This window comes from Acinetobacter sp. SH024, assembly GCF_000163635.1.
Taxonomy (GTDB): domain Bacteria; phylum Pseudomonadota; class Gammaproteobacteria; order Pseudomonadales; family Moraxellaceae; genus Acinetobacter; species Acinetobacter pittii.
The window spans coordinates 139784-159415 of record NZ_GG753600.1 but is presented as its reverse complement, the minus strand read 5'-3'; the positions used below and the strand labels follow the sequence as shown (position 1 = coordinate 159415).

Genomic DNA, 19632 nt, shown 5'->3' with positions numbered 1-19632 from the left:
GAATTAAGTCTTTTCTAAAGTAAATTAATAAGAAAGGTTGATACTAAAACCGGTAACCCAGTCTTTTTTTATGCTGTCAGGTGCAATTAGCCCTCGACCTGTAAAGGCATCCAGATAAAAACTATTTTGATAGGTACGTAGCCCTAAAACACTTCCGAGTAAATAACGCTGACCCGGTATGCTATTACGCCCATTAACCCAGCCCTGATCGACCGCCATGTAAAACTGGGTATTTGGAATTGGTGCATTCAAGCTGATTTCTTGCTGTAGATACTGGCCGTTATCTCCGGAAAGCATGAGCTCACCATCAAAACCACGCACGCTATAGCGACCACCAATATAAAAGCGGTCATTCGGTACTAAAATTTTCGGTGCATATTGTCCACGCCAGTTAAGGCGATATTGGGCAGGTTTTTCGAGCAAAAGAAATGGGGTGATATAACGCAGATCTGCACTTAAAAGTGGTGCACGGGAGTAACCTTCAACAGGAAGATGGTTTCCGTAAACATCGGTAATGTTTTCTTCTGGTGCAGTTCGGGCACCTACTCCCATCCCACGACGGTAATCGATGCTGCCGTCTAATACTGCATTTCCTAAATATTGACGGTGCTGAAACCCTAAATTCCAGCCTGAGGTTCTTCGGTGTAAGACATTAATTTCAATATCATCAATAAAACTTTGGCTTTCCTTATGATAAAGCTTTCCATAGACACTGGTTTTATGTTGTCCACTACGGCTAATCACACGAGATAAATTTAGGTTGGCTTGCTGACTGTTGCCATGGTAAAGCAGTGGACCATTCCCCCCTAAGACTGTTTGCTTATATTGATAGTCATTATAGCTAAGACCTAAATCATAATAACCAACAGGCAACTGATAACTAATAAAGTAACTTCGGTTTAAGTCTTCATGAAAATCATCTAATGAGTGACTCACATTTAACGATAAAATATCATTTAAATGAAATGGATTATTGACACCTATCCCGATATTTCCCATATAGGTACCAGTGTCCTGATTACCAGAGTCATCTACACTTAAATTGAAATTAACTTTTTGTAGGGGTTGAAGTTTGAGTATTAAATCGCTATAGCCCGTTAATTCTTTATCTTGAGCAGTTGCGGGAGTAATTTGCATATCTACTGCGTAGACACGTTTTAGGTTTTCTAGCCCCTGATCTAGTTTTTTTAGATTCACAATGTCGCCCGCTTTAAAGGGCAAGCCTGTCTTAAGCTGTAATGAAGAAATTTTACCTTCCTGAATTATGATTTTATTCAGGCGACCAATTTGCACACTCAGGTTTAAATTACCCTGGTTTAAGTCTTGCGGACTCACGACAATTTGACTGGTAATAAAACCCTTTTTTAAAAGTTCGTTTTGGGCATAGTTCACAATGTTATGTAAACTTTGGGTACCAATACATTTACCCAAAATATTCTGTGGGTGTTTTTTTATGGCCTTAATCACAAAGTTAAATTGCTGTAAGTCAGATTCCGAATGACCAGTTAAAGGAATAAGACTAATTTTTTTAACCGCAACGCATGGGCTTTCTTCAACAACCAGATGCTTAAAATCCTGTAAGGGCTTGGTGTTTTGGTAAGGAGTTTGCTGGGCAAGCTGGTCTTGTAATTGCTGGTTAAGCTCTTTTAAACGTTGATCTTGTAGCACCTGACTGGGCAAAGAAACGTCTTCGATGGCATAGACATATTGGTGATAACCCGCAAAAAGAATAATAGAAGAAGTTATAAAATTTCTAGTTAACATCTCATATACAGAATTGTACGTATAAGAACTTTATTTTACACAAAAAAACATATTATTCAATTTTTCTTTATATTTATATAAAATGAAATTTATCAGAGTTAAGAAAACTTTCTCTATTTAAGCCATATCTATTAGAATTGGTAAAGATCTTGTTAGTATCTAGATAATCTTAGATAGAAGAATTTCTACAACATTATTAACCTTTTCTACAATATAAATTATATTAAAAATCAATTATTTTAATAAATATTTTGCAAACAATCCAAAATTCTCTAGCTTTTATTTAATTAATTTGAATGTAAAGCTGAACTATTAAAAACTTTCATGGAAATGCTTGAGAAGCGGATCGTTAAGGGTTAAAAATCTTTGTTTTTTAATTTATTGAGCTCAAACATTGCATTTTTATATTCAAGGTATGCTTTTTCACTAATTAGAACCACTGCATCTTTCTCTTTTCGTGTAATTTTTACGGCGTAACCTAACAGCACTCTTTCCATGACCTTTGAAAATTGTGATCTTGCATTGGCATAATTAATTTGTTCCACAATATTAGCCCATCTCAAATAAAAGAAAGCCACTTCTGATATTAAAGTGGCTGTGATTACATTAAAAATTGTATCGACCTAATAAGTTGATTCGAGATAATTTCCCTTCTAAATCTGAAAATGTTTCTCTCTTCCCATAGGTGTATTCAATGCCAAGATCGACTTTCTCAACAGGCGTCCAAAATAAATTGACGCTTGCATTGATTAGCCTTTTATTCTGATCAGGGTTATTTACTGAAAAATTTGAATCTTTATAGATAAGGCTACCAGCGGATAAAGATGAGCGTAAATTTTCATTCCATTTGCGCAGATACCCTAACTCAATAGAATCAAATTCACTTAAATACATTCGATTTTGATCAAAGTAGAAGGCATCATTATCTTTTGAATAAAGCATGTAACGGTTATCGCCAGCGATGTGATAGTAATTAAACACAACTGAGTCATTTTCAGAAAGCTTATACTTTGTGCCTAATCCAGCCCCCCAAGCAAGTTTAGTTTGCTCTTCATTCGTGTCAGAAACTGCTCGATTTTCATGAAGCATGCCGTGCAATTGAACCAAAAAATCTGGATTTTTAAATTCATATCGCATGGTTAATGCAGGAAAACGGCTTCCACCTTCTACATTTTTATTTTCAACATCACCACCTTCCAAAGCGAATAATAATTTTTGTTTGGCATCAACGATGTGCTGATAACGGATTTGGATATTACGCTGAGTTCCTGTGCCCATCGCACCTGTAAAATCAACCAAACTTGGAGCTGTATCACTATTCACAAAAGGTGAAGTCGTCTGACCAATTAACCAATTTCCTAGTGAAATATAAGCGTGTCTAACCCGAACCGAACCATTACCGTTATCCCCACCACTTCCCATGAAGTCGGCTTCTAGCTTTCCAACCAAATCTCCTTTCGAGGTGGGCTTAACAATATCCACCCCTACACGTGAAGTCGCGGCAGAAACATTTAATGATTTGCTTGTTGAGTTTGAATTGTCTAATGGTATTGATCCTGTCTTATTCGCAATTGAACGCGTTGAACCTTCAAAATCATATGCAGTATCAACACGTATATTTCCATAAAATTTAATTTTAGTCTGTTCAGCCGAAACAGGCTTGTCAGTGTTTGATGTTTTGTTTTGACTCAATTCAGGTACTTTATTCAATCCGCTATTTTGATTTAAATTCTGCCTCTCCATGAGATAATCTATTTGCTGTTGTAGTTTAATTATTTTTTCATTTAGCGCTGAGTTATCTTCGCTTTCAGCTTTGGCTTGCTGCAAAGTCATACTCATTAATAATGATAAAGAAATTATCCCTTTATATTTCATGTCCTTTTCCTTTAGACGAAATCACATAGACCGAATTGAAATTTCCTATTTTTCAATCAGTAAAATAATGATTATTGAATTAACTTTAGATAGGCTAACGAAGCTCAATCATTGACTTCGCTAGTTCCCTTTGTGTTTGAATGGTTTTGAATAACCTTATTCCGGTAATTCACATCCTTTTTGTTTTAAGCTGTTAATCACCCAACTACGATCATTTTCACCTACGGCGATTTGCTCTAATTGCTTTTGTTCAGCGGCATGTTTGGCGCTTGCTTTCAGATAAACTTCTTCAACTTCTGCATAAGGCACGCTTAAAAGCCCATCTTCATCACCTAAAATCAAGTCTCCAGGTTCAACCACCATTCCATTAATCGCGATAGGAACATTAATTTCCCCAGGTCCGTCTTTATAAGGTCCTCGATGTGAAATTCCTGCTGCAAAAAGTGGAAAATCACCCTCTCCAATGACAACCGAATCACGAATAGCGCCATTAATAACGATGCCAGCTATACCTTTCTTAATGGCATACGCAACCATCATCTCTCCAATTAATGCATTGGTTAGATCGCCACCAGCATCAACCACAATGACGTCTCCCGGTTGGGCGATATCAATAGCATAGTGCAACATCAAGTTGTCACCCGGACGAGCCTTAACTGTAATAGCAGGCCCACAAAGATATCCCTTTTTATGCATTGGTCTTAATTGAGCCCCACCTGAAGTCATTCGATTCATTGAGTCACTGATATTAGCGACTGGTAGATCTCGATATTGCTCAATCCATTTTTGCTCAACTTTTCTGTCGTTTTTTAGCACTCTAAAACCAATTGCCATAACTTTTCCCTTAGATCAGTTTTCTTGTGCAAATTAATATGACAGCATTTTTTTGAAATGTCATTTCATTTTTAATTAAATTTAAACTAAAATTTATTCAATTTTTAAATTCAGTTTTTACTATTGACTATTTTTTTGAAATGTCGTTTTAATAATATGGATTATTAAGGACGTATTTTGCTCAAAATACTTAAATGGAGTGCAAGTCAAAATGAAACGTAAAGTTCTTATCACGGGGCCAACATTAACTTCAGATGCGTTACTGTATGCTCAGTCCCATGATATTCAGTTGATTCCAACTGAACCCTACATGGCAAAAGATGAAATGGAAAAACTCATCCATGATGAACAACCTGATGCAATCCTTGTTCGAACAGGCAAACTTTCTAGAGATATGATTTTTGCTTCTGATAATTTAAAAGTGATTGCAAAACATGGTGTTGGGTTTGACACAATCGACACTCAAGCTGCTGCTGAACGAAAAATTCCTGTCACTATTGCAGTAGGTGCAAATGCACAATCTGTTGCCGAACACGCTTTTGCACTCATGTTTAATGTTGCGCGACAAGTCACATGGTTAGACCAACGTATTCGAGAAGGTCATTGGGACAAAGCAAGTGCAAATGGTGTGGAGCTTTATGGCAAAACGTTGGGCTTAATTGGTTTAGGGGCAATCGGTAGCATACTCATGAAGTTAGTGGCTCCCTTAAACATGAAAGTAAAAGTATATGATCCGTTTTTACAAAATTTGCCAGAGCTCGATTATGTAGAACAGAAACACGACTTTGAAAAACTTTTAGAAACCAGTGACATTATTAGCCTACATTGCCCACTCACAGCTGAGAATAGACACTTATTTTCTCATGCCCAATTTGAAAAGATGAAACGCTCAAGCATCTTAATCAATACAGCACGTGGTGAATTAATTGATCAAGCTGCATTAGTTGATGCACTAAAAAATAATAAAATTGCTGGTGCAGGTTTAGATACCTTTTCTTCAGAACCACCAGAAAAAGATAATCCACTATGGGAATTACCTAACTTGGTTGTGACTCCTCACATAGGAGCAAACACAACAGATTCACGTAATCGCGTCGGTCTTTTAGCACTTGAACAGATTGTGAGTATTTGGGATGGCCAATTACTAAACCCACGAGCTATCGCTAACTGGAAGTTACTCAATAGCTAATCATGGAACTCAATTGTTTCTAAGCTTTTAGATGCGAGAACAATTAAAATACTGAATATAAAAAAGGATTTTTTTATGTCTACAGAATACTCTCAACCGAGTGCGATTGAACGCGAAACGATGCGCAAGGTGGCGTGGCGATTACTGCCATTTTTAACACTTTGTTATGTCATCGCTATTATTGATCGTGGCAATATTGGTATGGCTTCATTACAAATGAATGAAGATCTTGGCCTAACAGCTACTGCTTTTGGTTTTGCCAGTAGCTTATTTTTCTTTGCATATTTTCTATTTGAAGTACCCAGCAACCTCGCCATGCAAAAATTTGGAGCAAAAGTTTGGATTGCCCGAATTATGGTGACGTGGGGGGTAATATCATCCGCAACTGCATTCGTTGAAAGCTCCACATCATTATATATTATGCGGTTCTTACTCGGCGCTGCCGAAGCAGGCTTTTTCCCTGGTGTAATTTTATATTTAACCTATTGGTTGCCTGCTAACTATAGAGCCAGAATGGTTGCAATATTTATGGTGGCGATTCCGGGTGCCAACTTTATCGGTTCACCACTATCTGGGCTTTTATTATCCCTAGATGGTTGGTTAGGCATGCGTGGATGGCATTGGCTATTTATTTTAGAAGGTATTCCTGCTGTTTTACTGGGTATCGCCTGCCTATTTGTTCTCACTGATCGACCAGAACAAGCAAAATGGCTCAATAGCGAACAAAAAGCTTGGTTAGTTGAAAGATTACAGTTTGAACGCCAACAAAAAACCCCAATTGGCCATATTTCACTATGGCAACTTTTAAGGAATAAATATATTTGGTCTATGATCATTATTTATTCTGGTGCTTCTGCTGCTGGAAGTACAATGAGTGTTTGGGCACCACAATTAATTAAATCATTTGGTTTAAGTAATTTAGAAATCGGTTTAGTAAATGCAATTCCTTATGGCTTAGCTTCTATTGCAATGATTTTTTGGGGTCGTAGTTCAGATCGTAAAAATGAACGCCGTTGGCATACAGCAATCACACTATTGATGATCTCATTTGGTTTATTAATTGCTTTGTTCACGTCTTCACTTATTGGCACAATCTTTTTACTCAGTGTCGTATTAATTGGTGCTTATTCTATGAAAGGTCCTTTCTGGGCTTTAGCATCATCATGGATGTCTCCGAGTACAACGGCGGCAGGTCTAGCAGCCATTGGTGCATGTGCTAATTTAATTGGTGGCGGCATGATGGTGAATATCTATGGCGCAATTCATGATGCAACAGGAAGCCACGCTATTGCCTTACTTCCACTTGCAGCTTTAAATCTCGTGTCGGCTATCATGGTTTTCGTTATGTCTAGAAAGAAAGCTGTTTTGTTTAGCCAACCACAAAGTACTTCATAAACAACATACATAAAAAGGGGCTAACGATTTAGCCCCTTTTTTATATCTACAATATTTGAATTAATTACGAATACTCTTACCACCTAAACTTTTCGTTAAATCATCTGCAATTTTGAAGAAAAAATCCCCCACAGATTTTGCAATTTCCGCAGTAAAACGACTTGATGGCCCCGAAACGACTAATGCTCCAACTACATCATTTTGAGCGTCAAATACTGGCAATGCCATTGAAGCAGCATGTGGCTCCGTTACACCTGTTGAATAAAAAGGTTCAGTTCTTGCTAAAACCTGTTCGTGTGTTGATCGCAATGCTTGAGCGCCTGCTGCTCCATCCATTGGTCGAACTTCGCCCGGCTGAATATGAACACGCAGTCGATGGGTAGAGTTCACTCTATATTGGCAAAGACGATATGCCCCATGTTTAACGTAAAACGAAGCAGTTTCACCAGTTTCATCAACAAGTTGCTGTAAACACGGCACCACATGTCTTTCTAGATCTAAAGCATCTTGATAAATTGTATTTAAACGCATAACTTCGCTGGCAAGCGTATATCTGCCATCCGAAAGACGGTTAACAAAACCAAAATCTTCTAGCGAAACGATTAAGCGCATGATGGTTGCTTTATTTAATTCTGTTCGTTCTGCGAGTTCTGCTAGGGTTAAAGATTTATCACCTATTCTAAAAGCAGTTAACAAAGTTAAAAGGCGATCAGCCGATGCATTTCCGCTTGTTGCTGGGTGAGGTTTAATTTTAACCATGTTTTTCCTACAATAGCTTGATATCAATTTTAATGTATTGAATTAGGTTTTTAACTTTACCATATTTCTTATATTTTAATTCTATCTCTCGACAGCAACTTCTTTCATTTATCAAAGTACTTAAAATATGAAGCATGGCCTCATTATTAGTAGGCTTTACCACTAACAATGAGACCTATATTAATTTTCAATCTTAAGCTTGTATTACGCTTCTATCTTTTTGTCTTTACTACTTGAATAGATAAAATATAAAGCAATCCCTAAGCAAATTAATGCACCTAATCGATACGGTGAAAAAGGGAGCATTTCATTACCAAACCAGCCAAAGTTATCAATCAAGATACTCATCAAAAGTTGCCCAAAAATTACAGCCACCGTAGCAACCGCAGCTCCAATTCTTTGTACAGCCAGTACCATAATGACAATATAAGGCACTCCACACATAGCACCCAACAACTGCCATTTAGGAACATCTAACAAGGTTAAAGTTTGTTTAGGTTCAAAATAAAAAATAAGCAGTGCAGTAATTAGAGCACCGACCGAGAAAGTCAAAAAAGCACTACGAAATACACCAACCTTAGCTCCAAGTTGACCATTAATTGCAGCTTGCACACTCAGTAAAGCACCACCAATGACGGCGAGAAGAATCATTAAAATTGTCATGCGCGTCTCCTATGCTTTTGCGACAAGTACAAGTGCAACAACAATAAAGATGAGTGCCAAAATTCGTTTACGGTCTACCTTTCGGTGTGGAGTCCCCAACAAACCATAGTGGTCGATGATCAGACTTTTAGACACCTGCCCCGCTAAAATGCCTATCATCGTCATGGCAATACCGATAATTGGAGTGGTAATGGTCAAAATAATGACGTAAGCAGGGCCAAGAACACCACCGAGTAATTGCCAAGAAGGAAGCGTAAAAAATGAAGGACTATTACGTGGACTAAAAAACAGCATGAGTAAAAAGGTAAGTGCTGCACCCACGCCAAAAATACTAAACGTGGCCCACAACTCACCCACCTCCTTTCCTAACGGCCCTAAAAGCCCTGCTTCGACCGATAGCCCCATTCCCCCTAAAATCGTTAGGAGTAGTAATAGAATTTGCATCTACATTGCCTCTTCTGTATCTAGGCAACGAATACTAAAGTAGCCAATTCATCAGAAAAACAGCATAATTCATGAATCACTTTTGCAGAAATTGCACAAATGGATTTAACAAATTCGATTGATATCCGCACGCTTCGCTTCTTTATTAGTGTTTATAACGCACAAAACTTCTCGAATGTAGCGCGTAAAGAAGATGTGTCTGCATCTATGATTTCTCGAACCATCCAACAGCTTGAAGATGCATTGGGACAGCAACTTTTCTACCGTAATACGCGAGCAATCACACCGACCGAATCGGGCAAATTATTTTTTGAATATGCAAAAAGAATTACCGAACAATTTGATGAAGCACAAAAGGCATTACAAGATAAAACTATAGAGCCATCCGGACTCGTCCGAATTAATGCCCCTGTGTTTTTTGGTCAACGGCATATTGCGCCGTGGTTGGCAGATTTATCAGAACGTTATCCAAGACTCTTAATAGAACTAATACAAACCGATGAATTTATAGATCCGTTACGCGAAAGCACCGATTTAATATTTCGCATTGGAACGCTGACCGACTCATCATTTCATGCACGTATTTTTGGTACACAAAAGTATCATTTGGCCGCCTCTCCTCAGTATGTTGCCGAATATGGTGTTCTTGATCAGCCAACAGAACTTAATCAACACAAATGCTTAGTCTATAAAGGTTTTGAAGGTCCTAACCGTTGGTTAGTGAGAAAGCCCAATGAAGAATGGATACATTATCCAATTACCCCCTTACTTTCTTCAAACAATGCCGAGAGTTTAATGACAGCTGCGCTTCATGGTATGGGGATTGTTTTATTTCCGGACTGGTTGATTGGCGAGGCTTTAAAACAAGGCGACTTAATCAAGCTTTTACCTGAATATGAAGTCGCGATTAAATCACAGCCCCAGCATATTGCAGCCATTTATCCAAATGTCCGCCATCCGCCACTCAATATTAGAGCAGTGATAGATTATTTTTCAGAAATCTATGGAGACACACCGTATTGGCAGAATTAATTTTTGATTTATAACAAATCTTAAAGACTAAGATGTATCAATGTTTTCCTATTCGTATACGAAAACTATGCGGACTTACATCCGTAATTTTAATCGTATATAGATATTTAAGCTGTTCTTGATCTTTTCTCATATCAATTTCAACTATCCCATCAGCTTTCTCACCAGTTATATCAACCTTATAAGAGTAAGCTGGTCGCTTAGGACTAGAATAATGGTCCGATCCAAAACTACGAATACTATAACTTTTAATTTCTCCAAATTTCTCACTTATAGTTTTATCGGTATATATCGCTGATTCAACTCTTTGAATATTTCCCTTATTGTTAACAACTAAATACCCACCACTAAAAATAAGAAAAATTACAATTAATAAAGCTATGTTTCGTTTTTTCTTCAAATCTTTAAATTCTATAAACATGTTATTTTAACGTTACTTAGAAGAATTAATTATACAAACTATAATGGCTTAATAGACCAATTAACAAATTTAATTTCTATTGGTAGATTTGGATTATTCCAAAGAGATTGTATTTCATCAACCTTCTTTAAATTTTTAACAGTGCTTTTTCCTTTAACTTCAACAACTATATTCCCATTTTTTCATTGTAGCTAACTGTTTGAATGGTATAAAAATAATTTTTTACAAGCTTTAGTGCTTTATTTATCTGACTTATAGCCTCTTCTCTACTTTCTTTAGCCCCGTATTGAATATCAATAGGCAGATCACCTTTAGAAATTGCGTTTCCTACTACTATATTTCTCTTTTCATTCTGGCCATAACCTTTGACTCTGACCACAATTTTATATGTAGGCAAGTTTTCAATATAAATACCAGCGATACGTCCTTTAAATTCTTCTTCAATAGCATCTAAGGCAGAGTCTCGGTTAGCTTCTAAAAATAATGCTTTATTTGCTTCTGCTGTGTTAACCCCATGCAATAAAGAATAACTACGGATGCCCTGCTCAATTCCTTCATTTGATGCAGCAAATGTACAAGATGATGAAATTAAAATTGTTAACGCTAATATTTTTTTCATTTTTACCTTCTGGTCAAAAATAAGACTTAAATATAGCGATATATTGTTTATATAAAAACCAACTAAAATTGAGGCGAAAAACAAATCCCCTAAAGATTTCCCTTAATATTTTATAAGTAAATATAATATTTTTAAGGAAAAGCTTGAAAATTACAGTTTCTAAAACAAAAAATTATAATCCGTTATTTTTTGTTTATTTTCTAAGTTAACCACACATACTAGCAACTATTCTTTTAGTTTCTGGGTTGATTACTATAGTGACTCTGTCGGGGCGAAATTCTTCTGTAACTGGCTCCCCAATGTAAGCACTTCGATAGACTCTTGCATTAGTCATCGATAGGATCTGCTTTTCTGTTAAATCAGTTTTACCTATGAGATTCTTAGCTTTAACTGGATCACAATCAAAAGACGCATCCCATTCTTTACTTTTGCTAGGTACTAGAGGCTTAGATTCTATCTTTTGTTGCTGTTCTTGAGCTTGTTTAGGAGCTTCAGCATTTAATACATTATTTGAGCAAGCTGAAAGCAGGCTCATCACAAGCCCCCAAAAAACATATTTTTTCATATTTCTAAATACTAATTATTTATTTAAAGCCAATATATCATAAGTTAAAAAATGAGAAGTCACTTAAGGCGTCTATATAACTTTAGAACATAAAACAATTAAATTTATTAAAGCTATCACAACAGATGTTTATAACTCTGCTTACCACATTCATAAGGAGTACCTTTTAATTCTTCTAATTCCTCTTGTAATTTTTGTCGATCAAGTGGAAAAACAGTCATAACATCCTGATCTTTTAAGCCAAACCTTTCTCTATTTAACTCCATAAATTCAATTATTGGTTTTTGTGCTTTTCCAACATCGCATAAAAGATCAGTTATTCTCATTTGATGTTTAAAGCTAACTTGCCCCACCGAATGAATCCCGCTTAAATAGTTTTGTAAGTTTTGTTCAGCAGTTCGGGAATTTTCTATCAATCCTAGAAAAATTATCATTCTCTCTCTTCCTAGCTTTTCAGCATGTAAGTAACCAGAATTTAAACAAAATAAGATAAAGATAATTGAAGATAATTTCATTTTTTCTTGGATGTAAAAATTATTTGGATTTAAATTATAAATCAAAAGCTCTAGTCTCAATAAACACCACTACAATAAAAAAGCCCATCTTCCGATGAGCTTTTTAGTTAATTAAGATTATTAAATGCATTAGGCTTTAAATTCTGCTAATACAAAGTTTTTTACTATTTCATCAAAATTAGGTTTCAGAAGAGTTGGCTTGCTATCTTTTATAGTTTTATACCAATAACTCGCTGCAACTCCCATACTAATCAAAGCTAACAATTTCATAGCTCACCTCACTTATTGGGAAGAGTGAAACTTAAAGTATCATTCGCGTTTGTAGCGTTCCAACTCGTTTTAGCAAGGTTTCTGTATATTTTTTAAGCAATGTGTAATAAAAAAGTCCATTTCTTTGGGAGCTTTTTTTTAGGCTATTAGTGCAATTTACTTACACTTCGACCATTATAAAGCATATCTAGTACTTATCTTTTAGAGGGTCAAGGTTTCAATAAAAGATTAAGAATAGCCCGCCTCACCACTCCCCCTTTCATCTAAACTATTCGGGGTTAAAGCATTGAACATCAAGCCATCAATAAGTTTTAAAAACCATGTTGGCATTGGGTCTTAGCGGGTAGTTTTAAACTAAAAACCTGATCAAAAAGTTCTCAAAACAACCATTTTCTATACTCAATCGTCATATATTAAAATCGATAGGTAATCACACAATTTCTTTACATTTTTTGTTACTTGAGTATTTTACATACGAGTTGGAACCTCTATCCCTAGTAGCCATAAGCCACGCGATAAAACAGCATGTGCTAACATACACAGTGAAATTCGCGATGAACGTATTTCGTCATTATTAGCATTCATAACTGAACATTCTTTATAAAATCGATGGAAAACTTGTGCTAAGTTAAACACATAATTAGTAATTTCATTTGGCGCATAAGTGGAAGAGACAGAAAGAATATAATCTGGAAAACGCGCACATTCTATTACTAATTCACGCTCAGCAGGTTCAATAATATTAATATCTCCCTTACTCCAACCATATTCCTCAGCTTTTTTTAGAATAGAACTTATACGTACACATGCATATTGTACATATGGTCCAGTTCGCCCTTCGAAAGAGACAAGCCTCTCTGCATCAAAAATATAGCCTGATTGCCGGTGACTATCTAAATCTGCAAATTTTATCGCCGCCAGACCAACTTTACGCGCTAGTAATTCACTTTCCTCACCTGTTGTTTCAGATCTAAGGGCTATACGACTTTTCGCTTTCTGTATCGCTTCTTCAAGCAGGTCTGATAAACGTGCTACTCCCCCATCTCGAGTTTTATAAGGTTTACCATCAACACCATTTACAGTACCAAAACCAATATGAATTAATTTAGTAGATTTAGCATAATCAGCAACACGAACCGCGCGAAAAACTTGTTCAAAATGTAAGGATTGTCTTTGATCTACTACATATAAAATACTTTCAGGTTGGAATTTAATATAACGATCTAACACTGTAGCTAGATCAGTAGTCGCATAGAGTGCAGAACCATCCGACTTTTCTAGTATTAACGGTGGCATAGGTTTTTTATCTGTTTCCTCAGAAACATCAATAATGAGAGCACCTTGACTCTCTTTGGCTATGCCTTTGCTTCGTAAGGATTGGATCATTTCAGGAATAAGGGGCTGCACATCACTTTCTCCAAGAAATAAATCAAAATGTGCATTAAGCAATTCCATATCTTTAAGCTGCTTACTCAGCGATATCGAACGCAATTTTTCCCATAGAAGTCTATAACCAACATGACCTGCTTGTAAGGCAGCAGTAACTTTTCGAGCAAATTGCATCCGTTCTGGATCATTTTGACAAGCTTTAGATGCTTCAGGATATAAACTATCCAACTCCTCTATACATTTCAAAGAGTCAATTGACAAAGACGGATTTAGCTCATCAAAACATCGTAGATTGGGGTATCTAATTTCAATTTCAGAGATTAGCATCCCCATTTGCAGCCCCCAGTCTCCTAAATGTAAATCCGAAATTATGTTGTATCCTTGAATGGCAAAAATACGTCGTACACTCTCTCCAATTATGAGAGAGCGTAAATGTCCTACATGTAAAGGTTTTGCAACGTTGGGACCACCAAAATCAATAAGAATACAACGTTTATTGTTAACAAGGGATACATTGAGATTCGGGTCTTCTAATTGTTTAGATGCACTTCTATTTAACATCTCATCAGATAATTTTAAATTAATAAATCCCGGACCTGAAACTGAAACATTAGAAAATTCCGGAGAAATTAATAAATGATTGACTACAGTTGTAGCTAAGTCAAATGGATTTTTTCTAAGGCTTTTTGCAACTTGAAGGACACCATTACATTGGAAATCTGCTATATCAGTCATCATTGATTTAGTTGAAAATGCCGTCTCCGTCGGTAATCCTGCTTTAATAAATGCAGCCTGTAAAAGGCTATTAATTTGGCTTGTTAAAGATGGCTTTTTTTCTGAATCTATCAAATCATATAATATCATAATCTACCTCCAAAAATCATTTAAAATAAAACTTTTAAAAATTCGGTAAATAAAAGTAATCTTCTATATACATACCAAATAAAAACAAACTTATTTCTATTCTCAACCTCTTATTTATTTAATCAATAGGCAAATAAATATAAGTCAACAAATAACAATAATATCTACAAACCAAGAGCCTATCAATATAAATTCATTTAAGATTCAAAACAGGCTAATCAAAAAAATATTAAATAAAATTAATATTTAAACTACCTCCTAATCAATAGAGTTAAAGCATAATAAATTTCTTTTTCAAAAACAGGAATATATTTATTACAAGTTTCAAAAGCTACAGTAAAACCATTATTTAAAGAATTAACTAAACTTATATTAGCCAATATATGACCAATATCAAAATAAATATCCGTTAAATAAGAGGAGGACTTATATCGCCACATATATACGGAAGGTCTAATATAAATATTAAAAGCAATAATATTATCAAAAAAATATTCCTCAGATATATTTTCTTTATAAAGTATTAAAGTATGTTCGACACAATTGTAATAATAATAATTATTATTATAAACAACAAATATTTCAATGCCATGTCTAGCTGCAATAGATGGACTAGGTTTAATCATCACATCATCAAAGTGAAATTTAACAATTTGTTTGGACTTACAAGAAAAATATAATAATAAAGAAATAACATCTAAATTTGAATTAACATTATCAAAAGAATTAATATCTTCTAATTTAATATAAACATTATCATCAAAATCCAAAGTTAAACGTGGTTGTTTATTATTTTTATGTGAAATTAAATTATTATTCATATCAGCTTTTCTAACAAAATCTTCATTAGTATAATCTATATATCTAATTTTTTTATGCCATTGAATATAATTAGTATTCAAATCAAATTCTAAAAAAAAATTTCTTAGATCTTTAACAAAATTTGAGTATCCATTAGGAATTTGAACACGTCTATTTAATTTGTAATCTACCATCCATAGTTTAGCACATAAAAAAATAAAACTTCTTGTACTTCTCATATATTACTCCTTTATAATTGCCTGCGTTACATATCTTTCTCTTCCCATAATAGTCCATCTACCATGATCGATTATTTCATAATTTTCATCTAATATATTATAAGTAGAAGCTAAACAAGAAATTGCATTTCCACGCCTATTACATACCTCATATGAATTACTCATCATAATAGCTTCTAATCTTGATTTTTTATAAGCTAAATCAATAATAGGAGATACTGAAGCCCCCCAACCAGAAACTCCCCTATATTCAAACTGAGTAATCGCATGAAATAATTCTTTCTCAAATTGATAAATAAAAGTTTTTGAGTTTATATTATTTATAATAATTACAGGTTGATATCTAGGATCATTTCTTATTTTATAATTATAAAATCTTTCTTTTAACTCATAACAACTATTTTCAATAGAATTTATTTTATTTGAATGCGCAGAAAAACCAGTAGTAGTTGAAAAAATATTTAAATCTCGTAAGTTGTAAAAAACGACTCTTTCAACAGCTTCAGACAAGAGCTTTTCGTATGCTAAATCAGTATCAAGATCAATAGAGCAACAATTCAGATTAATCTTGCCTCCAAAATTTGCAACACCATCAAAAATACTATATATCTCATTATCTATTGTAAGTTTTGTAAGGTTATAAGAAACTAAATTTATTTTTTTCATAATAAATTACCATTTTAAAATAACATAGCATATTGGGGTAAATTCCGCCTTCCACTTTTCAAAATACTTTCTCTTATAAATAATTCGTTTAGCCCTCCTATTGTTATACTTTCAAAACCAAGTGACAAACATTCTAATATAGCCATTTGAGCACTATGTCCTACTTCTATACAAACAAATCTATATGATTTTGAACCATAGCGGGAAGCAATTGCTGTTAATCTACAGCTCCATAAAATCATCCATGAAACACTCTTAAAATCTACATGATGAACATCCATAGTTTCTTTTAAAGGCTGATTCAAGGAGTATAAAAACAAAATATCGGATTTTTGTGGACAATATTCATAAATATTAATTATATTTCCATTTTCAATTTTACATAAAAAAAGCTTTAAAGGATAATAACCACCCGCAGATGGAATAGTTCTATTAGATTTCGTTAAAAAACCATAAGATGCATTTAATATCTTCTTTGCATCATTTATCGTCGGCGTTTTATTTTTTAATTGCCTTGAAGAATATCGATTAAAAAGATTTTTATTAATATTTTCTAAAGTTGATTCTTCAATAATTTTTTCAACTTTATCAATAGTACTTGGTAAAAAATATCTTTCATCTTCAAATATACAATACTCACTTTCTGTAATTTTCTGAGAAAAGAAAGCAAATCTAATAAAATCAGTTATTCTAGTCATAATTCACCCAATAGCTGCAATATATAAAGGAATATTATCAGAAAGATCTAAAAAATCTGCCATCTCTTCATCAAGTATTGCGGGTGTTATAAATGTATTAAAACCTTTTATTGTTGCTTGCACTAAATAGAACTGGCAAAGTTGAGCTGTATTTATTAATAAATTTCTGTAACTTCGCTCGTGTTTATATACCGTACTATATTTTTCTAAATCTGCTGCTATTATAATAGTAGCTAAACCGCCTGCTGCTCTTTTTTGACCAATTGCTAATTTGGCCACCTCTTTTTTATAATTTCCTTCTCTTATTAGTATAAGTGCATGCTTATTTAAATCATAATAGTAACAACCCGCAGATAAGACTTGATCTAAAATTAACAAATCTTTATAAATTACTATATATGTATGAAGTGCTGAAAAAGCACTATCATATACCGAGTCTCTATCACTAGATTCAAATATTTTCGTTCCTCTTTTTCTTGCATATTGATTTGAAAACCATAAAATTGAATCTATATCGTTTTGGTTAAATTCTTTTTTATAAAATGGCTGGAATGATCTCCTACCAATAATACCGTGAAGAATATCTTCTCCTGAAATATCATCTAAATCACTATTCAAATAATAGTAATTACTTGCATTTTTCTCATCTATCTCTTTAATTTTACTATTTTCTATTGGTTCAAAACTTTCATTTTCCAAACCATTAAAATATGCTGGATCATCTGAATAATTTAAATTTCTTGAAGAAAGATGCAAAACCAAAGCATCAATCCATCCATTATCAACCCACTCCTGCACACCAGCTTTTTTATGTACAATTGTACTAGCTTCAGCAAGTAAACCATAACTAATAAATGTTGATAATATATCATCCACCTCTACCTTTGATATATTATATTGTGAAAGAATTATTTCTTTTAACTCATTTATAGGACATGGCACAGATTCCGTTATTGTAGCAAATATAGGCAATATCTCTATATTTTCTACCTCATAGGATTCCTTTGAAATTAAATCATAAATTACTAAAGAGCCATTATTATTTTTTAATTGAATTGCTGGTTGAATATCTACAATATAGTTCATATATAATCTCAATATATAATAAAAGATGACATAACTGATTCTTTTAATGGATTTAGAGACAAGATTGATTCAATTAAATTTTCTGGTACAGAGTAACTTTCTGTGCAATCTAAACCCAAAATACTACCTACTATTATTTCGTTTGCATGAATATGTCCCAAATCAAAATGCATTACTCGGTAACTTCTTGCTTCTCTATATCGAAACATACTTCGTTCAAATATACAGCTATGTAAAATTATCACCTTCGGTTTTTTTCCTTTTCCTCTCACTAGTACATTACTTGCTATTATTAGTTTATTAACATCAAATGAGCTAATATTTATTTTATCTAATCTATGATTATTTACATTAAAATGATATGCTCCAAAATCTATACCATCTACTCCATCATTAACAATTATATATGCCTCTGTTGTATGCCTAGCACCTCCAGAAGGAACAGGTTTAAGTATATGCTTTCCTGTAGCATACATCTCTACTGTACCAACTTTGGCTATGGAGTAATTTAATAAAAGATTAATTAAATCTAATGATATTTTATTATTTAACCCCTCAATTTCTTTTGAGAAAATACTATTATTTATTTTACTCTTAAAAAATTTTAAAGGTATTAATTCAGCCAAATCATATTTTGGTATCGAATTCCTATACTTTTTAAAATTAGATGGCGGTTGCTCTTCTCTTACCTTGATATCCATTTCATTATGATCTAACTCTTGAATTTCTTTACTTTTAGAGTAATTTACCCAATTCATTCGTGAGGTACTAATATGAAAGAAAACACTTTCCATATTATTAATTAGTTTTTTTGAAAGAATAAACTTATTATACCCATATCCATCTTTTATATTATTTACTTCTAGTATTCCACAATCTATCAATCCTTTTATTGCATTAATAACATAATCATTTTCATGATTAATACTCTCTAATGCTTCTAAAACACTTCTTGGTTTCAAGAAAAATTCCCATACCTCCCAAAACATTTCATTTTTAATAATATCAGGTTCCCAAGCCAAACGGTCTTTTGCTCTGTATAAATACTTCTCAGATCCAATAAACCTAACTTGAAATGATGGGCATATTTTAAGTATAGTATTTTTATCCAAAATTTTTCTCCAATATTTTATTATTTCAGGAGAAATAGGAACCCTTACGGGCTCCTATTATCTTTTTCTATTCTAATATTCAAATAGGTTTAATTATTATGACACAACCTTGTCTATTACCTAATGCTCCATGAGTCTGAGTTGAGTTCTTTTTTAATGCTGGGCAGAGTAAAACTTGAAGTGCGACATAAACCACCTAATTAATTTAAAGGGTTTATGGAGTATATAAAATTGTCATACCATCATCTTAACTTTGAAGATCGTACTGCATTAATGCTTGAGTCAAGAAAAGAAGGCTTTTCAGCCAGAAAATTTGCTGAACTCATTAAAAGACATCCTAGTACGATCTATCGTGAGCTTAAAAGAAATAGCATCAATGACGTTTATCAAGCTCGATATGCTTCTGATAACACCTTCGCTAGACGTAGACGT

Annotated in this window: 22 protein-coding genes; 4 read left to right on the top strand and 18 right to left on the bottom strand. The window is 33.9% G+C overall.

Going from position 1 to position 19632, the window contains the following annotated elements; genetic code table 11:
- Positions 1 to 24: 24 nt before the first annotated feature.
- The 4 genes from HMPREF0013_RS06715 to HMPREF0013_RS06700 form a co-directional block, all read right to left on the bottom strand.
- Positions 25 to 1764: a ShlB/FhaC/HecB family hemolysin secretion/activation protein gene (locus HMPREF0013_RS06715; RefSeq protein WP_002113930.1), complete on the bottom strand. Its 1740-nt coding sequence runs from the start codon at positions 1762 to 1764 to the stop codon at positions 25 to 27.
- A 356-nt stretch (positions 1765 to 2120) separates the two neighbouring features.
- Complete coding sequence (locus HMPREF0013_RS06710; RefSeq protein WP_000435195.1) at positions 2121 to 2309, bottom strand: type II toxin-antitoxin system Phd/YefM family antitoxin; 189 nt, start codon at positions 2307 to 2309, stop codon at positions 2121 to 2123.
- Between the two features lie 61 nt (positions 2310 to 2370).
- Positions 2371 to 3639: a DcaP family trimeric outer membrane transporter gene (locus HMPREF0013_RS06705; protein WP_002113602.1), complete on the bottom strand. Its 1269-nt coding sequence runs from the start codon at positions 3637 to 3639 to the stop codon at positions 2371 to 2373.
- A 156-nt stretch (positions 3640 to 3795) separates the two neighbouring features.
- Positions 3796 to 4473 (bottom strand): RraA family protein, encoded by a 678-nt coding sequence (locus HMPREF0013_RS06700; RefSeq protein WP_002113857.1) that lies wholly within the window; start codon positions 4471 to 4473, stop codon positions 3796 to 3798.
- Between the two features lie 199 nt (positions 4474 to 4672).
- On the opposite strand from HMPREF0013_RS06700, the gene HMPREF0013_RS06695 reads away from it, so the two are divergent.
- Positions 4673 to 5662 (top strand): hydroxyacid dehydrogenase, encoded by a 990-nt coding sequence (locus HMPREF0013_RS06695; protein WP_078210336.1) that lies wholly within the window; start codon positions 4673 to 4675, stop codon positions 5660 to 5662.
- Between the two features lie 75 nt (positions 5663 to 5737).
- Positions 5738 to 7057, top strand: coding sequence for an MFS transporter (locus HMPREF0013_RS06690; protein WP_002113894.1), 1320 nt, complete (start codon positions 5738 to 5740; stop codon positions 7055 to 7057).
- A gap of 60 nt (positions 7058 to 7117) precedes the next feature.
- On the opposite strand, the gene HMPREF0013_RS06685 is transcribed toward HMPREF0013_RS06690, so the two are convergent.
- The 3 genes from HMPREF0013_RS06685 to HMPREF0013_RS06675 all read right to left on the bottom strand — a co-directional run bounded on the left by HMPREF0013_RS06685 (position 7118) and on the right by HMPREF0013_RS06675 (position 8923).
- Entirely contained in the window at positions 7118 to 7816 is a 699-nt protein-coding gene (locus HMPREF0013_RS06685) for an IclR family transcriptional regulator (RefSeq protein WP_002113797.1), read from the bottom strand.
- Positions 7817 to 8020: 204 nt separating this feature from the next.
- Positions 8021 to 8479: a DMT family transporter gene (locus tag HMPREF0013_RS06680; protein ID WP_002113572.1), complete on the bottom strand. Its 459-nt coding sequence runs from the start codon at positions 8477 to 8479 to the stop codon at positions 8021 to 8023.
- Positions 8480 to 8488: 9 nt separating this feature from the next.
- A complete protein-coding gene (locus tag HMPREF0013_RS06675) occupies positions 8489 to 8923 on the bottom strand; it encodes a DMT family transporter (protein ID WP_002113861.1) in 435 nt (144 codons plus the stop codon).
- 99 nt (positions 8924 to 9022) lie between these two features.
- On the opposite strand from HMPREF0013_RS06675, the gene HMPREF0013_RS06670 reads away from it, so the two are divergent.
- The gene (locus tag HMPREF0013_RS06670) at positions 9023 to 9955 is read left to right on the top strand and encodes a LysR family transcriptional regulator (protein WP_002113638.1); all 933 of its coding nucleotides are present in this window, start codon (positions 9023 to 9025) and stop codon (positions 9953 to 9955) included.
- A 37-nt stretch (positions 9956 to 9992) separates the two neighbouring features.
- Here HMPREF0013_RS06670 and HMPREF0013_RS06665 read toward each other — a convergent pair whose 3' ends face one another.
- From HMPREF0013_RS06665 to HMPREF0013_RS06620, 11 genes are all read right to left on the bottom strand, one after another.
- Entirely contained in the window at positions 9993 to 10376 is a 384-nt protein-coding gene (locus HMPREF0013_RS06665) for a hypothetical protein (RefSeq protein ID WP_005074246.1), read from the bottom strand.
- Between the two features lie 166 nt (positions 10377 to 10542).
- Entirely contained in the window at positions 10543 to 10995 is a 453-nt protein-coding gene (locus HMPREF0013_RS06660) for a hypothetical protein (RefSeq protein WP_002113854.1), read from the bottom strand.
- Between the two features lie 205 nt (positions 10996 to 11200).
- A complete protein-coding gene (locus tag HMPREF0013_RS06655; RefSeq protein ID WP_002113654.1) occupies positions 11201 to 11560 on the bottom strand; it encodes a hypothetical protein in 360 nt (119 codons plus the stop codon).
- Positions 11561 to 11676: 116 nt separating this feature from the next.
- Positions 11677 to 12135: a hypothetical protein gene (locus HMPREF0013_RS06650; protein WP_225247868.1), complete on the bottom strand. Its 459-nt coding sequence runs from the start codon at positions 12133 to 12135 to the stop codon at positions 11677 to 11679.
- 69 nt (positions 12136 to 12204) lie between these two features.
- Positions 12205 to 12345, bottom strand: coding sequence for a hypothetical protein (locus HMPREF0013_RS0105050; RefSeq protein WP_000770264.1), 141 nt, complete (start codon positions 12343 to 12345; stop codon positions 12205 to 12207).
- Between the two features lie 468 nt (positions 12346 to 12813).
- Positions 12814 to 14598, bottom strand: coding sequence for an arginine--tRNA ligase (gene argS / locus HMPREF0013_RS06645; protein WP_000604968.1), 1785 nt, complete (start codon positions 14596 to 14598; stop codon positions 12814 to 12816).
- 251 nt (positions 14599 to 14849) lie between these two features.
- A complete protein-coding gene (locus HMPREF0013_RS06640; protein WP_001258001.1) occupies positions 14850 to 15638 on the bottom strand; it encodes a hypothetical protein in 789 nt (262 codons plus the stop codon).
- A 3-nt stretch (positions 15639 to 15641) separates the two neighbouring features.
- Positions 15642 to 16304, bottom strand: a complete 663-nt coding sequence (locus tag HMPREF0013_RS06635; RefSeq protein ID WP_000723569.1) for a hypothetical protein — start codon at positions 16302 to 16304, stop codon at positions 15642 to 15644.
- Positions 16305 to 16318: 14 nt separating this feature from the next.
- Entirely contained in the window at positions 16319 to 17002 is a 684-nt protein-coding gene (locus HMPREF0013_RS06630; protein ID WP_000196954.1) for a nitroreductase family protein, read from the bottom strand.
- Positions 17003 to 17005: 3 nt separating this feature from the next.
- Positions 17006 to 18088 (bottom strand): SagB/ThcOx family dehydrogenase, encoded by a 1083-nt coding sequence (locus HMPREF0013_RS06625; RefSeq protein WP_001106817.1) that lies wholly within the window; start codon positions 18086 to 18088, stop codon positions 17006 to 17008.
- 8 nt (positions 18089 to 18096) lie between these two features.
- Positions 18097 to 19200, bottom strand: coding sequence for a SagB/ThcOx family dehydrogenase (locus HMPREF0013_RS06620; RefSeq protein WP_000360277.1), 1104 nt, complete (start codon positions 19198 to 19200; stop codon positions 18097 to 18099).
- Between the two features lie 216 nt (positions 19201 to 19416).
- Between HMPREF0013_RS06620 and HMPREF0013_RS0105045 the strand changes: the two genes are divergently transcribed.
- On the top strand, positions 19417 to 19632 hold a 216-nt coding region (locus HMPREF0013_RS0105045), incomplete at its 3' end, for a helix-turn-helix domain-containing protein (RefSeq protein ID WP_025464084.1).

Excerpts from the sequence above, each read along its gene's own strand:
- HMPREF0013_RS06660 (WP_002113854.1), bottom strand. The coding sequence starts at position 10,995 with ATGAAAAAAATATTAGCGTTAACAATTTTAATTTCATCATCTTGTACA.
- HMPREF0013_RS06630 (WP_000196954.1), bottom strand. The coding sequence starts at position 17,002 with ATGACTAGAATAACTGATTTTATTAGATTTGCTTTCTTTTCTCAGAAA.
- HMPREF0013_RS06715 (WP_002113930.1), bottom strand. The coding sequence starts at position 1,764 with ATGTTAACTAGAAATTTTATAACTTCTTCTATTATTCTTTTTGCGGGT.
- argS (WP_000604968.1), bottom strand. The coding sequence starts at position 14,598 with ATGATATTATATGATTTGATAGATTCAGAAAAAAAGCCATCTTTAACA.
- HMPREF0013_RS06690 (WP_002113894.1), top strand. The coding sequence starts at position 5,738 with ATGTCTACAGAATACTCTCAACCGAGTGCGATTGAACGCGAAACGATG.
- HMPREF0013_RS0105050 (WP_000770264.1), bottom strand. The coding sequence starts at position 12,345 with ATGAAATTGTTAGCTTTGATTAGTATGGGAGTTGCAGCGAGTTATTGG.
- HMPREF0013_RS06665 (WP_005074246.1), bottom strand. The coding sequence starts at position 10,376 with ATGTTTATAGAATTTAAAGATTTGAAGAAAAAACGAAACATAGCTTTA.
- HMPREF0013_RS06655 (WP_002113654.1), bottom strand. The coding sequence starts at position 11,560 with ATGAAAAAATATGTTTTTTGGGGGCTTGTGATGAGCCTGCTTTCAGCT.
- HMPREF0013_RS06640 (WP_001258001.1), bottom strand. The coding sequence starts at position 15,638 with ATGAGAAGTACAAGAAGTTTTATTTTTTTATGTGCTAAACTATGGATG.
- HMPREF0013_RS06685 (WP_002113797.1), bottom strand. The coding sequence starts at position 7,816 with ATGGTTAAAATTAAACCTCACCCAGCAACAAGCGGAAATGCATCGGCT.
- HMPREF0013_RS06700 (WP_002113857.1), bottom strand. The coding sequence starts at position 4,473 with ATGGCAATTGGTTTTAGAGTGCTAAAAAACGACAGAAAAGTTGAGCAA.
- HMPREF0013_RS06705 (WP_002113602.1), bottom strand. The coding sequence starts at position 3,639 with ATGAAATATAAAGGGATAATTTCTTTATCATTATTAATGAGTATGACT.
- HMPREF0013_RS06625 (WP_001106817.1), bottom strand. The coding sequence starts at position 18,088 with ATGAACTATATTGTAGATATTCAACCAGCAATTCAATTAAAAAATAAT.
- HMPREF0013_RS06635 (WP_000723569.1), bottom strand. The coding sequence starts at position 16,304 with ATGAAAAAAATAAATTTAGTTTCTTATAACCTTACAAAACTTACAATA.
- HMPREF0013_RS06675 (WP_002113861.1), bottom strand. The coding sequence starts at position 8,923 with ATGCAAATTCTATTACTACTCCTAACGATTTTAGGGGGAATGGGGCTA.
- HMPREF0013_RS06670 (WP_002113638.1), top strand. The coding sequence starts at position 9,023 with ATGGATTTAACAAATTCGATTGATATCCGCACGCTTCGCTTCTTTATT.
- HMPREF0013_RS06680 (WP_002113572.1), bottom strand. The coding sequence starts at position 8,479 with ATGACAATTTTAATGATTCTTCTCGCCGTCATTGGTGGTGCTTTACTG.